The organism is Thermohalobacter berrensis (genome assembly GCF_003609645.1).
In the GTDB taxonomy this organism is placed as follows: Bacteria; Bacillota; Clostridia; order Tissierellales; family Thermohalobacteraceae; genus Thermohalobacter; species Thermohalobacter berrensis.
In genome coordinates, this window is sequence record NZ_MCIB01000003.1 from 53,412 (window position 1) to 67,241 (window position 13,830).

The 13,830-nt window shown below is 31.0% G+C and carries 12 protein-coding genes; 3 read left to right on the forward strand and 9 right to left on the reverse strand.

All coding sequences use genetic code 11. From position 1 onward, the window contains the following. Position 1: 1 nt before the first annotated feature. Genes BET03_RS03580 through accB form a run of 4 tightly spaced genes read right to left on the reverse strand, consistent with a single transcriptional unit; the run spans position 2 to position 3,703 of the window. Complete coding sequence (locus BET03_RS03580; RefSeq protein WP_120167376.1) at positions 2–952, reverse strand: acetyl-CoA carboxylase carboxyltransferase subunit alpha; 951 nt, start codon at positions 950–952, stop codon at positions 2–4. After that, positions 945–1,865 (reverse strand): acetyl-CoA carboxylase, carboxyltransferase subunit beta, encoded by a 921-nt coding sequence (gene accD / locus BET03_RS03585; RefSeq protein WP_120167378.1) that lies wholly within the window; start codon positions 1,863–1,865, stop codon positions 945–947. The genes BET03_RS03580 and accD overlap by 8 nt, the downstream gene beginning before the upstream one ends. Positions 1,866–1,892: 27 nt before the next feature. Beyond that, the gene (locus BET03_RS03590) at positions 1,893–3,242 is read right to left on the reverse strand and encodes an acetyl-CoA carboxylase biotin carboxylase subunit (protein WP_120167380.1); all 1,350 of its coding nucleotides are present in this window, start codon (positions 3,240–3,242) and stop codon (positions 1,893–1,895) included. Further along, complete coding sequence (gene accB, locus BET03_RS03595; protein ID WP_120167381.1) at positions 3,242–3,703, reverse strand: acetyl-CoA carboxylase biotin carboxyl carrier protein; 462 nt, start codon at positions 3,701–3,703, stop codon at positions 3,242–3,244. Before accB ends, BET03_RS03590 begins: the two co-directional genes overlap by 1 nt. Positions 3,704–4,082: 379 nt before the next feature. On the opposite strand from accB, the gene BET03_RS03600 reads away from it, so the two are divergent. The 3 genes from BET03_RS03600 to BET03_RS03610 all read left to right on the forward strand — a co-directional run bounded on the left by BET03_RS03600 (position 4,083) and on the right by BET03_RS03610 (position 6,487). Beyond that, positions 4,083–4,592 carry a ferritin family protein gene (locus BET03_RS03600; protein ID WP_120167382.1) on the forward strand — a complete coding sequence of 170 codons (510 nt, stop codon included), beginning with the start codon at positions 4,083–4,085 and terminating at the stop codon, positions 4,590–4,592. Positions 4,593–4,792: 200 nt separating this feature from the next. Continuing rightward, complete coding sequence (locus BET03_RS03605) at positions 4,793–5,431, forward strand: nitroreductase family protein (RefSeq protein ID WP_120167384.1); 639 nt, start codon at positions 4,793–4,795, stop codon at positions 5,429–5,431. Between the two features lie 36 nt (positions 5,432–5,467). Continuing rightward, on the forward strand, positions 5,468–6,487 hold the full coding sequence (locus BET03_RS03610) for a DUF5700 domain-containing putative Zn-dependent protease (protein ID WP_120167386.1): 1,020 nt from the start codon (positions 5,468–5,470) through the stop codon (positions 6,485–6,487). A 94-nt stretch (positions 6,488–6,581) separates the two neighbouring features. On the opposite strand, the gene BET03_RS03615 is transcribed toward BET03_RS03610, so the two are convergent. The 5 genes from BET03_RS03615 to tkt all read right to left on the reverse strand — a co-directional run bounded on the left by BET03_RS03615 (position 6,582) and on the right by tkt (position 13,746). Next, the gene (locus BET03_RS03615; protein WP_120167388.1) at positions 6,582–8,399 is read right to left on the reverse strand and encodes an ABC transporter ATP-binding protein; all 1,818 of its coding nucleotides are present in this window, start codon (positions 8,397–8,399) and stop codon (positions 6,582–6,584) included. Between the two features lie 70 nt (positions 8,400–8,469). Then, on the reverse strand, positions 8,470–10,272 hold the full coding sequence (locus BET03_RS03620; RefSeq protein WP_120167390.1) for an ABC transporter ATP-binding protein: 1,803 nt from the start codon (positions 10,270–10,272) through the stop codon (positions 8,470–8,472). A 509-nt stretch (positions 10,273–10,781) separates the two neighbouring features. Continuing rightward, positions 10,782–11,015 (reverse strand): DUF2164 domain-containing protein, encoded by a 234-nt coding sequence (locus tag BET03_RS03625; protein ID WP_120167392.1) that lies wholly within the window; start codon positions 11,013–11,015, stop codon positions 10,782–10,784. Positions 11,016–11,115: 100 nt separating this feature from the next. Continuing rightward, on the reverse strand, positions 11,116–11,649 hold the full coding sequence (gene dcd, locus BET03_RS03630) for a dCTP deaminase (RefSeq protein WP_120167394.1): 534 nt from the start codon (positions 11,647–11,649) through the stop codon (positions 11,116–11,118). 108 nt (positions 11,650–11,757) lie between these two features. Beyond that, positions 11,758–13,746 carry a transketolase gene (gene tkt, locus BET03_RS03635; RefSeq protein WP_120167396.1) on the reverse strand — a complete coding sequence of 663 codons (1,989 nt, stop codon included), beginning with the start codon at positions 13,744–13,746 and terminating at the stop codon, positions 11,758–11,760. Positions 13,747–13,830 lie beyond the last annotated feature (84 nt).

The window sequence follows — 13,830 nt, forward strand, 5'->3', positions numbered from 1 at the left end:
CTTATTTCCACACTCCTATTTTTCTTATTTTTTCGTATCTTTTTTCTAAAAGAGTTTCTGAATCTAGACTCATTAGTTTAGGTAATTCTTCTAATATATATTCCTTTATGTTGTTTGTCGTTAAATCAATATCTTTATGTGCCCCACCTAATGGTTCCTTTATTATCTTATCTATAACTCCTAACTTGTATATATCTTGTGCTGTTAGTTTCATAATATCTGCTGCTTTCTCTGCTAATGAAGCATCTTTCCAAAGAATACTAGATAATCCTTCAGGTGATATAACTGAATATATTGAATGTTCAAGCATAGAAATTCTATCTCCTACTCCAAGGGCTAGTGCTCCACCACTACCACCTTCTCCAATTACTACAACTATAATAGGCGTTTTTAATTTACTCATTTCTATTAAGTTAACTGCAATAGCTTCTCCCTGTCCTCTTTCTTCTGCACCTAATCCACAATAGGCACCTGGAGTATCTATAAATGTAATTATAGGTCTATTAAATTTTTCAGCCTGTTTCATTAGCCTTAAGGCTTTTCTATAGCCTTCAGGATGAGGCATACCAAAGTTTCTTTTAATATTATCCTTTGTACCCTTACCCTTTTGGTGCCCTATAACAGTTACTGGTATATTATCTAGAACTCCAATTCCTCCAACTATTGCACTATCATCTCCATAAAGCCTATCACCATGAAATTCAATAAAATCAGACAAAAGCTTTTCAATATATTCTAAAGTTGTAGGTCTTTCTTGAAGCCTAGCTAGTTTAACCTTTTGCCAAGGTGTAAGATTACTATATACTTCTTTTTTCATATTTTCAAGCTTAGTTCTTAAAACTTCTATTTCACTTGATAAATCTATATTATTTTCCTTTGCCAATTTTTCCAATTCTTTAATTTTGTTTTTTAACTGAAGCATAGGTTTCTCAAATTCTAATTGATTAGGCATGGTTACTTCCTCCTAATGAGTGGATATAAAGTATTTTTCCTAAAACATCTCTAAGTTCTTGCCTTTTTACTATTTTATCTACAAAGCCCTTTTCTTTTAGAAATTCCGACCTTTGAAAGCCTTCTGGTAGCTTTTGTTTTATAGTTTGCTCTATAACCCTTGGGCCTGCAAAGCCTATAAGTGCTTCAGGTTCAGCTAATATCATATCACCTAACATTGCAAAACTAGCAGTAACTCCTCCTGTAGTAGGGTCAGTTAAAACGGTGATATATGGTATACCCTTTTGGGATAATCTCCCTAAAGCTGCAGATGTCTTAGCCATCTGCATAAGTGATAGTATTCCCTCTTGCATTCTAGCTCCACCTGATGCCGTAAATATTATTAGTGGTAATTCCCTTTCTAATGCCTTTTCTATTGCTCTAGTTATTTTTTCACCAACTACTGACCCCATACTTCCCATCATAAAATAAGGATCCATTACACAAATTATACATGAATTTCCTTCAATTTTTCCTTCACCTGTTACAACTGCTTCTAATAGTGAAGATTTTCCTTTAGCCCTATCCATCTTTTTCTCATAGTCTGGAAAGCTTAAGGGATTAGAAGATTCCATATTTTTATCAAATTCTATAAAGCTATCCTTATCTAAAATAGCAGATATTCTTTCCCTTGCTCTCATTCTAAAATGATATCCACATTCAGGACATACTTTTAGGTTTTTATCCACATCTGATGTTAATATTATCTCTCCACAACTTTTGCATTTTGTCCATAAATCGCTATCTATATCTTTCTCCTTCTTCTTTATAGGGGCACTTTCTTCTTTTATATCTTCTTTTTTGTCCTCTTTCTTATCCTCATATAACTTAATAGTAGCGTACTTCTTTTTTTTATGAAAGAGGTCCTTTAACATACTATCACCTCTCAATATACAATGCTATTAATATCTTTTAGCAACAAATTTATCGATAAAACTAGTATCAAATTTATTTTCAATAAAAGCTTCTGTATCTAATAGTTCTCTATGAAAATCGATATTAGTATTTATCCCTGTAACAACCATTTCATCAAGGGCTCTCTTCATACGTTCTATTGCTGCATTTCTATCTTCTGCCCATACTATTAACTTACCTATCATTGAATCATAAGTTGGTGGAATTTTATAACCACTATAAATATTACTATCTACACGTACACCGTAACCTCCTGGCTGTAAATAATCCTCAACAGTTCCTGGTGAAGGTCTAAACTTTTTAGAAGGATCTTCTGCATTTATTCTACACTCTATAGAATGTCCATTTATTTTTATGTCATCTTGAGTTAATTTTAGCTTTTCTCCTGCAGCAATTTTTATTTGTTCTTTTATTAAATCTATTCCTGTTACTAATTCAGTTACAGGATGCTCTACTTGTATTCTAGTATTCATTTCTATAAAGTAGAAATTTTTATCTTTATCTAATAGAAATTCTACAGTTCCTGCATTTATATAGTCTACTGCTTTAGCTGCTCTAACTGCTGCATCTCCCATCTTTTTCCTTAGTTCATCATCAATTATACTACTTGGTGCTTCTTCAAGTATTTTTTGGTTTCTTCTCTGTAAAGAACAATCCCTTTCTCCAAGATGTATTACATTACCATGTTCATCTGCTAGTATTTGAAATTCAATATGTCTTGGCTGTTCTATAAATTTTTCTATATACATAGAATCATCATTAAATGCAACTTTAGACTCCCTCTGTGCCGTTGTAAAATGTTTTTCAAAGCTTTCTTCATCAAAAACTATTCTCATTCCTCTTCCGCCACCACCACTGGCAGCTTTAATCATCACAGGAAATCCTATCCCTCTTGCTACTTCTAAAGCTTCTTCTGGATCCTTTACTGCTCCTTCAGAACCAGGTACTATAGGAACATCTGCCTTTTTCATTGTTTCCCTTGCTTTTGACTTATTGCCCATAAGTTCTATCTGCTCTTTTTTAGGACCAATAAATTTTATTCCATGGAGTTCACAAACTTCAGCAAATTTAGCGTTTTCAGATAAAAAACCATATCCTGGATGAATTGCATCTGCACCTGTAACAAGGGCAGCACTAATAATATTTTTCATGTCAAGATAACTTTTAGCAGAGCTTGCTGGTCCTATACATACAGCTTCATCTGCCATATGTACATGTAGAGAAAACTTATCTATTTCCGAATAAACTGCTACTGTTTTTATTCCTAAGTCTTTACATGCTCTAATTATTCTTACTGCAATCTCTCCTCTATTAGCAACAAGAACCTTATTAAACATTAGGAACTCCTCCTAATTTTCATTAAAGGTTGACCATATTCAACTGCTTCTTCATTTTTTACTAATATCTCAACAATTTCTCCTGATGCTTCACTTTCTATTTCATTCATTATCTTCATTGCCTCTATTATACAAAGTGTTTGACCTTCCTTAACTTTGTCTCCTACTTTTACATAAGGTTCCGAATCTGGGCTAGGTGCTGCATAAAATGTTCCAACTATTGGAGAAGTAACTGTAAATAAGTTTTCTTCGTTTTCTATTTTATCTACTTTAACTTCTGGTTTTGTTTCTACTGGTTGAACTTGAACTTCCTCTACCCTGTCATGATAATTCCTTTCTGCTTTCTCTACTCCTAAAGTTTTACTTATGCTTATTTTAACATCTCCCTTTTGAATATCTACTTTCTGTACGCTCGTTTTATCTACTGTAAGTATAAGTTCCTTCACATCTTTTATATCCATCATAAACTCCTCCTAAAATTGTTATCTATTTTTAGTAGCTGGTACTAATACATGCTGATATTATAACATAACATTAATTCCTTTTCAATATTTATAATTTTCTGTAACTCATAGTATTATGTTAATGCCATATAGTTTGTTTATATCTGCCATTTACAAGTAACTAAATTTCTTTATTACCTAAATATTCTGTATTAACTAAACATATTCTTTACCGTTATTTATCTCCAATTAAATATAATTTATCATATTTTAATTTAATAAATAGATTATATTAATTATTTACATCCTTTTATCATTAGTAATAATTTTAGAAATAAGTTTATCTTTTTTTATAAAGGGTATTAAATTAATATAATTTAAAGGGAGGGTAAACTTTATGACTAACATCTTAGAAATACTAAAATATGCAATGGAAATGGAAAAACAAGGGGAAATTTTTTATAAAAAATATAAAGATGAGTTTGAAAGTGAAAGGGCAAAGAGAATCTTTGAAAATCTTGCTAAGGTTGAAGCCGAACATTATAATATTTTGAAAAAACATTATGATATGTTATCAGAAAATAAGCATTGGGATGAAATAGAAGTAGATCTTGAAGAAGGTAATAAGGTATTTGAAAAGGTATTGAAAGAAGAAAAGGATAAAATGACATCTGGTAATTTAAAATCTAACTTAGCCGATTTAACCATAATGAGAATGGCTTATCTTATTGAGAACGATTTTGCTGAATTCTATGAAAATGCAATAGAGAAAGTAGAGTCTCCTCAAGCAAGGAACCTACTTAAGACCCTTTCAGAATGGGAATATAATCATAGAAAGTTATTTTATAATGAATATAAGTCATTAATGGAAGAAAATTGGTTTGATCAAAAATTCTATCCATTCTAAGGTAGTATACAATTTTTTTAGTTTTAACCTATAACCTACATCCATAGCACAAAAGATAGAAAGCCTGATGAAAATATCAGGCTTTTTAATATGTTTTCCATTTAAAAATATAAATTAAGTGTTAATATTCTCTAATGTTTTATAATAAGTAAATATAGGAAAAATTGTAATAAAAAAAGTTGTATAAGGGAGGTTCTACATTGAAAGAATTAGATTTTATCTACAAAAGACATAGTGTAAGAAAATTTAAAGATCAAGATGTACCAATGGATGACATAAAAGAAATTATAAAGGCTGGTACATATGCACCATCAGGAAAGAATCTGCAAAACTGGCATTTTGTTGTTGTAAAAAATAAAGACAAAATAGAAGAAATGGCAAAAATAGTTGAGAAAAAAAATGCTGAACTTGCTAATAAATTAGGTGATGAAGACAAGAAAAAAGCATTTACAAAGTATTTAAAGTATCATACTGTATTTAGAAAAGCACCTGTAGCAATACTTGTTTTTGCAGGACCTTATCCATCCACAGGAATAGAAATACTAAGAGAAATTGGAGCCCCCAAGGAAGAAATTAGAGAGCTCCTTCGTCCAAATCCTGGTATTCAAAATATAGCAGCTGCTTTGGAAAATATATTGCTTGCGGCAGCTAATATGGGATATGGAACTTGCTGGATGACTGGACCTATGTATGCAGGCAAAGAAATAACAGAATTTTTAGGTTTTGAAAAAGAGGGTTATTATCTTGCTGCAATGACTCCACTTGGAGTACCTGAAGAATCTGAGCTTAAAAGTCCACCTAGAAAACCTTTAGAAGAAGTGATGACTATAATAGAGTAGAATTATTTTATAGATGATAAATAGGGGGAGAGGGGTATGATTAGTATTAATTTAAATGTAGAAGGAGCACAATTAATGCTAGATCTTTTTAAGACAGCCAGGGATGAGGAGAAGATAGATGAAAAAATAGTTAGTAAAATAATAAATTTAAAGGTAATGGATTATTTAGTTAAACATTATAATATACCCCATGGTTCAAATGCTAATATAACCAAATCAGATGTACATAGAGTATTAACTAGTATAACTAACAAAGAATTTACTGATAAAAATAATTTTTTAGTAGAAATGCACAAAAACTACAGACAGAAATTTGATAATTTAGAAAACTATGAAGGAATGCTTAAAAAAATTAATAAAAGTAATATAAGTAATAAGGCTGAAGATAAATTAAAAGACTTTGTCCCCGGTGAATTAGACCTTAAATCTACTGTCTATATAATTTTTACAGGCAAAAGTGGCGGATATTTCAATGGAGAAGATATAACCCTTGATTTAGGTTATATTACTGAAAGTATGGGGAATAAATTTGTTAATGTTATTGCCCATGAACTTCACCACATTGGATACAATAAAATATATCAAAGTGTTGTAGATGAGGAAAAAATGGAGTTAAAAGATAGACTAATTTTTTCATTATTAAGTGGTTTAATAGGTGAAGGTATTGCTTACTATTGTGTTGGAGGTATCCCTAAGGAAGGTGAACAGGGATATAATGACTTCTTATCAGATGTAAAAAAAGAAAAAGAGCATTTTAAAGATTTAAATAATACTTTAAAGGATATTATTAGCGGAAATATAGATAGTGAAGAGAAATTTATGAAGTGGGTATCTAAACATATGAGTCAAACCTTTGGAGCTATCAACTATGTTGGAATAAAAACTGTAGAAGCTATATTTAATGTATTTGGTAACAAAGGTATAATAGATATTATGAAGCACCCAAATAAATTTATATCAAAATATAATCAAGCAGCATCTAAACTAAATAATGAAGGAAAAGACTTCTATATTTTTGATAATGATATACAAAACCATATCATAAATTTACTATAGATTAAGATACAAACTTTTAGGGATAACCAACTAATTAATTAGTTGGTTATCCCTAAAATAATAAATAAATTCTTTATGTTTTCATTATATACACCTAAATGATTACCTTTTCTTCTTCCTTAAATTGATTAGTGTAAAGACTGTAATAGTATCCTCCTATCTTTAATAATTCACTATGGGTTCCTTGTTCAACAATTTTTCCCTTTCGTATTACTAATATTCTATCTGCTTTAGTTATTGTAGATAATCTATGGGCAATTATAAAACTTGTTCTTCCCTTTAATACTTTCTGTATTGCATCTTGAATTTTTTCCTCTGTTTCTGTATCTATTGATGAAGTTGCTTCATCTAGTACAAAAATTCTTGGATCTGCTATAACTGCTCTAGCAAAAGAAATTAGCTGTTTTTCCCCTGTAGATAGCTTTCCTCCACCTTCTCCAACCTCAGTATCATATCCCTTTTCAAGCTTCATTATAAAATCATGGGCATTAACTAATTTGGCTGCTCTAATAATATCTACTTCAGTTGCATCTAACCTTCCATATCTTATATTATCCTTGATAGTTCCACTAAATAGATGAGGGGTTTGCAAAACATAACCGAGATTAGAGTGTAACCAAGCAAGTGGTCTTTCACGATAATCTGTACCATCAATTAGTATTTGACCCTTAGTTGGCTCATAAAATCTACATGCCAAGTTTACTATAGTACTTTTACCTGAGCCAGTTTCTCCTACTAAAGCAATTGTTTCTCCGGCCTTTATATCAATATTAAAGTTTTCAAGAACCTTTTCACCATTTTTATATGAAAATGAAACATCTTTAAAGGTAATATCTCCGATCATTTTTGGCCAGTTATCCTTTTTAGGTATATAGAAGTCTCCATATTTTTTTATTACATCTTTTTTATCCTCTATATCAGGTTCTGTTTTAATTAAAGATAGTACACGCTCTGCCGAAGCTTGAGCAGCCTGAAGTTCCGCTAGTATTCTGGCTAATTCTCTAACTGGCTCAAAAAATTGAGTAGAATAACCTATAAAAACTACCAATGTTCCATAACTTATCCTCTCAAGTAATACAGCATTTCCTCCAAAAGTTAAAGCTAACCCTGTTCCTATACTACTTAAAGTGATAACAATAGGTAAAAACAACGATGAAAAAATTGCTGTCCTTACAGAGGCAAATTTCATCTTTCCTGTAAGTTCCTGAAATTCCTTTAGGTTTTCTTTTTCCCTAACAAGTGTTTTTGTTGTTTTAGCTCCCATTATCCCTTCATTAAAAGCCCCTGTTATCCTTGAATTAGTCTTTCTTACTTCTCTATATGACTTTAATATTTTCTGTTGAAAATAAATACTTATTGCCACAAGAATAGGAACTACTGATAGTGTTATTAAAGCCAATTTCCAATTTAGCTTTAACATAACTGCAGCTATTCCTATCATCATTGTCGTTCCCCAAACTGAATCTACAAGTCCCCAGGATATAATTTCACTTAACCTTCTAATATCAGATGTCATTCTTGCCATTATCCAGCCAACAGGGGTAGTATCATAATAAGAAAGTGAAAGTTCTTGAAGTCTTTTAAACCCATAACTACGAATATCATATGCAACACCCATCTGTATTTTTCCTGCCAATGCAATTAATAGCCATATGTTAATTGCCTGAACAGTTATTAATATCCCATACAATAAAACAAATTTCCAAATCCCATCTAAAGATTTAGGAATAACATAATTGTCAATTGCATGCCTATTCATCAATGGAATAGCAACATCTATACCTGCTACTCCAATCATTACTATTCCAAGTAAAATTAAAAGTTTTCTGTAAGGTTTCATATATCCTATTAAATCCTTCCAAAGGTTAAAATCAAACCTTTTACTATATTCCTGCTCTTTAAATACAGTCATTATATCAACTCCTCTTTAATTGCCATAAAAAACTTATATATAGCTACATTAAAAGAACTAACAGTAAACTCTAGCTTATTTTATATTTATAATCCTTTTCTAAAGAACTCTGTATAGTCCATATATTTCTATATAGACCATCCTGTTCTATTAACTCATCATGGGTTCCTTTTTGAACAAGTCTTCCCTTATCTAAAACTAATATTAAATCTGCTTCAGCAAGGGTAGAAACACGATGTGAAATTATAAAGGTTGTAGCATCTTTATTTCTTTCTTTTAATGTCCTACGAATTTTACTGTCAGTTTCAGTATCAACAGCACTTAAAGAATCATCAAATATTAGTATTGGATAGTTATTAATAATAGTTCTTGCTATTGCTATTCTCTGCTTCTGACCTCCAGAAAGGGTTACACCCCTTTCTCCTACAGGGGTATTGTATCCCTTTTCAAATTCTAATATAGAGTCATGAATTGCTGCTGCTTTAGCTGCTTCTATTACTTCAGATTCTTTGTCTATTGGTTTAGATATAGCTATATTTTCCCTTAAGGTTTTTGAATATAAAAATGGTTCCTGTAAAACTAAACCTACATTTTGGCGAATCCATTTTTTATCAATATTTTTTAACTCAACACCATCTATCTTTATTGACCCTCTTTGGTAATCATAGAGTCTAGCTAAAAGATGGACAAGGGATGATTTGCCTGAGCCAGTTTTTCCTAATATTGCAACCGTTTGGCCCTTCTCTACCTTAAAGGTAATATTTTTTAATACAGGACTATCCTTGTCATATCCAAAATACACATTTTTAAACTCTAAATTACCCTTTATTTCAGGTTTATTTTCATGTTTTTCATGCTTTTCAATAGGTTCATCTAGTATTTGCTGAATACGTTCTAATGAAACCAGTGCTTTACCCATATCAGTTAATATCCTTCCCATTTGGCGAACAGGCCAAAGAAGCATTCCTTCATATGTTATAAATACTAATAAGGTTCCTAGTGTTATCCTACCAATGGATGCCCAATAAACTCCAACTACTAAAACCGCAGCTATTTGCAAAAGACATATAAAATCAGAACTTGACCAGTATGCAGCTAATAATCTGATTAATCTATATGTTAAATCTCTATATTCTCTATTCTTTTTATCAAATTTTTCTATTTCGTATTTCTGACGTCCAAAGGCTTTTACAACCCTAACACCTGACAGATTTTCCTGTAAAACTGTAGACATACTTGCTTCAGCTTCATCTGAAAGCTGGAAGGCCCTTTTTACCTTCATAAAAAATATTACTGCAAAGGCAAAAATAATGGGTATTACCGCCATGGCCACTAGGGTCATCCTTATATCTAGTGAAACCATAACTGTTGTAACAAATCCTAACATAAATAGTGCCCTTCCTATTTCTACAAACTGTACAGCTAAAAATCTTCTTATAGTTTCAAGGTCTGAAGTACATCTTTGTAACAAATCTCCAGTATCTACTTTAACATGATAGTCATAGGGAAGGTGTTGTATATGGTCATATAATCTTTCCCTGATATTTTTAGCAATAGATTCAGAGGCAATTGCTGACCATTTTCCTTTATAATATAGAAATAGTCCTCTAAATAGAGTAAAAACTACTATTGCTAAACCAAAAACCCATAACTTTTGTGCTAAATCATCTCTATTTCCAATATAGCTTAGCAAAGTTGATACCCAATTAGGAACATCAAAGGGTTCATCTCCAATAATTGAATCAACGGTTAACCTTAAAACTAAAGGGGATAAAATTGAAAATAAAGTTGCCAAGCCAATACTTATAATTGAACCTATATATAAAAGTCTATTTCCTTTCATAAAACTTAAAAGTAATTTTAGTCTTTTCATTTTTTACGCCTCCTTGCTTAGTCAATTTAACGAATGAATTTCCACAAACCTATCCATAACCTTTCCTATCCTTTTTCCCATTTATAATACATACATTTTTAATAAAAATCTTATTCATAATAATCCCTCCTATACTTTTAAATAAAAAATAAAAAACCATAGGTAGAGATACCTATGGCCTTCATAGACAATATAAATTTTAAACCTCTATACAAAAAACATTAAAGCCATAGGCAGAGATGCACAATACCTATGGCTTATTATTTATATAGTTATTAATTATTTAACTTAAATTAGACATAGGTCGTGCATCTAAATATTTTTCTAAATATAAAACATTCATTAAATTTCCTGTTAAAATTAATCTTAACCTTTTCATTGACACGACCTCCTTAGTAATTTTTTCCACTTTATTAGTATAATCGAATTTACAGAAAATTTCAACTAATGTTTATGTAATTTAATAATTTTGTAATAATTTTCTTCTTCCTTACAATATATAATATGATTTATCTATATAACATATTATAATCTATTTCTATATCTTCTAATCTCTTATTAAACCAAACCCTTGCATCATCTAGGGCTTTATTATAAATTATAGTACCCAAGTTTTCTATATAAAAATCTAAAATCTTCTCAGCTGCAATAATGCCAATTTCTTCATCCCTCTCTTCATAAAAAAAATCTTGTATTTCCTTAAGCAATTTATTCTTTTCTTCCTTTGAAAAATTTATTCTCACTCTTTTACTCCTCCCTTATAGCCAAGCTTTTTATTAATTTTCTATGTATTATAAAAAATAGGGCTACAAAAGTAGCCCTTAAATTATCAATAGCCAGTTTTTACTTATCTATATCTAAATAAACTCTACTTCCTGTTGCCTTTTTTTGCCCTTGGTATTTACCATTATAGGGATTTTCTGCCTCTTCATCCATTAAAGCAAAAACTAATTGGCATATTCTTCTTCCTGCTTTTAGCTTTATGGGAAGTCTATTGGCATTATAAAGCTCTAGTGTTATTTCACCTTCAAATCCAGGGTCTACCCATCCTGCATTTTGAATAAAAAGTCCCATCCTTCCTATAGAGCTTCTTCCTTCAACAAAAGCTGTTACATTGTTAGGAAGCTTTATGTATTCTTTAGTAGTAGCCAGTAAAAATGAATTTGGTGGGATTATTACTTCATTACTATTAAATTCTACATACTTTATCTCTTTGTCTAAACACATAGATTCTATACTATTTTCATCTACCTTTAAAAAGTTTCTTCCTAATCTTAAGTCAACTGAAGCAGGTTGTATCTGTTCCTCAGTAAGTGGATCAATTATTAGTTTGTTATTACTAATCATTTCTTTTAAAGTTTTATCTGATAAAATCATTTTGTATCACCTCTACTCGCTAAATTATTATAACTTTTAGCAGCCAGTCACATTGTATTTATTATATCATAAAACTTTTTTATTAATAAGCTGTCAGTAATAGGATTATTATCTTAATATTTTTTTAGCATTTTCAACTATGTTTTCAACAGTAAAGCCAAATTCTTTCATTAAAACATCACCTGGAGCAGAGGCACCAAAACTGTCTATACCGATAGCTATACCTTCATCCAATATGTATTTTCTCCAACCTAATGTAGTAGCTGCTTCAACAGATAATCTCCTTTTTATATCACTTGGTAAAACATATTCTCTATAGGATTTTGGCTGATAATCAAAATGCTCCCAACTTATCATACTTACTACTCTAGAATCTACCCCTTCCTCCTTTAGTATTTCTGCTGCCTTAACAACAAGTGATAATTCAGACCCGCTTCCTATTAGTATTATATCGGGCTTTTGACCTTCTTCTTTTCTTAAAGTATATCCTCCCCTGTGGGCATTTTCATTAACTCCCTCTATGAAGGGGACTTTTTGTCTTGTCAAAATTAAAGCAGTTGGACCATCTGTTCTTTTAATTGCTTCTATCCAAGCTATAGCCGTTTCTTGTGCATCAGCAGGCCTAAATACTATTAAGTTGGGTATTGCCCTTAGTGATAATAAATGTTCTATAGGTTGATGGGTTGGTCCATCCTCTCCTACTCCTATACTATCATGGGTAAATACATAAATAACTGGTATTTCCATTAAAGCAGATAATCTTATAGAAGGTCGCATATAATCGGAAAATACTAAAAAGGTAGAACCAAATGGTCTTAATCCCCCATGAAGTGCTATACCATTTAAAATTGCTCCCATAGCATGTTCCCTTACTCCAAAATTAATATTATTTCCTTTTAGATTATTCCATTGAAAATCTCCTTTTTCTTTAATGTATGTTTTTGTTGAAGAGTTTAAATCTGCAGATCCTCCAATTAAATTAGGTATATGTTTAGAAATAATATTAATTACTCTGCTTCCTTCATTCCTAGTAGCATTAGGTTTTTCATCAAATGCATTTAATTCTTTATCCATAAATAGTGACTTAGGAATCTCCTTTGAAAACCACTTTTTCCACTTTTGAGCCTTTTTAGGGTATTTTTTGCAATACTCATTAAAAGTTCTATACCAAGTCTTCCTAGATTCTTCCCTCTTATCTATTATTTTTTTCATATACCCATAAACTTCATCTGGAACATAAAAGGGTGGATATTTATCCCAACCTCTAAGTTTTTTTGTTAGTTGTACTTCCTTTTCACCTAAAGGCTTTCCATGGATAGTAGGAGTCCCTTCCTTATTTGGACTTCCATATCCAATTATAGTAGGAATAATTATTAAACTAGGTTGATTTAAATTATTTCTAGCCTTTGAAATAGCCTCTTCTATTTCATCTATACTATTTCCATCTTTGATATGAATAACTTCCCAATTATATCCTTTAAATCTTTTTTTTACATTCTCTGTAAAGGTTATTTCTGTACTCCCATCAATAGTAATTTTATTGTCATCATATAAAGCTATTAACTTTCCTAACTTTAGATGTCCTGCTAAGGAAGCTGCCTCACCAGCTACTCCTTCCATAAGGTCTCCATCACTGGCAAGTACATATGTGTAATGATTAATTATGTCAAAATCCTTGGTATTAAATTCTGCAGCTAGTCTTTTCTCAGATATAGCCATTCCTACGGCATTTCCAAAGCCTTGACCTAGAGGACCAGTTGTAGTTTCTACCATCTGTGTAATTCTATATTCTGGATGTCCGGGAGTTTTACTTTTAAACTGTCTAAAATTCTTTATATCCTCTATTGTTACATCATAGCCAAATAAATGTAAAAGGGAATAAAGTAGCATTGAACCATGACCTGCTGATAATACAAATCTATCCCTATCAATCCAATCTGGTTCAATATGGCTTCCCTTTAAAAATTTACTCCAAAGAGTATAAGCCATTGTGGCAGCTCCCATAGGTAACCCTGGATGGCCTGATTTAGCTTTTTCAACAGCATCTATAGTTAAAAATCTTATGGTATCTATTATTCTATTCTCGATATTTAGCATATTAATCCCTCCTTTAGTCTATTTTATATGTACCCAATTTATATAATTTAAATAAAAAAAGCGAGCAAAGCTCGCTCTACTAGG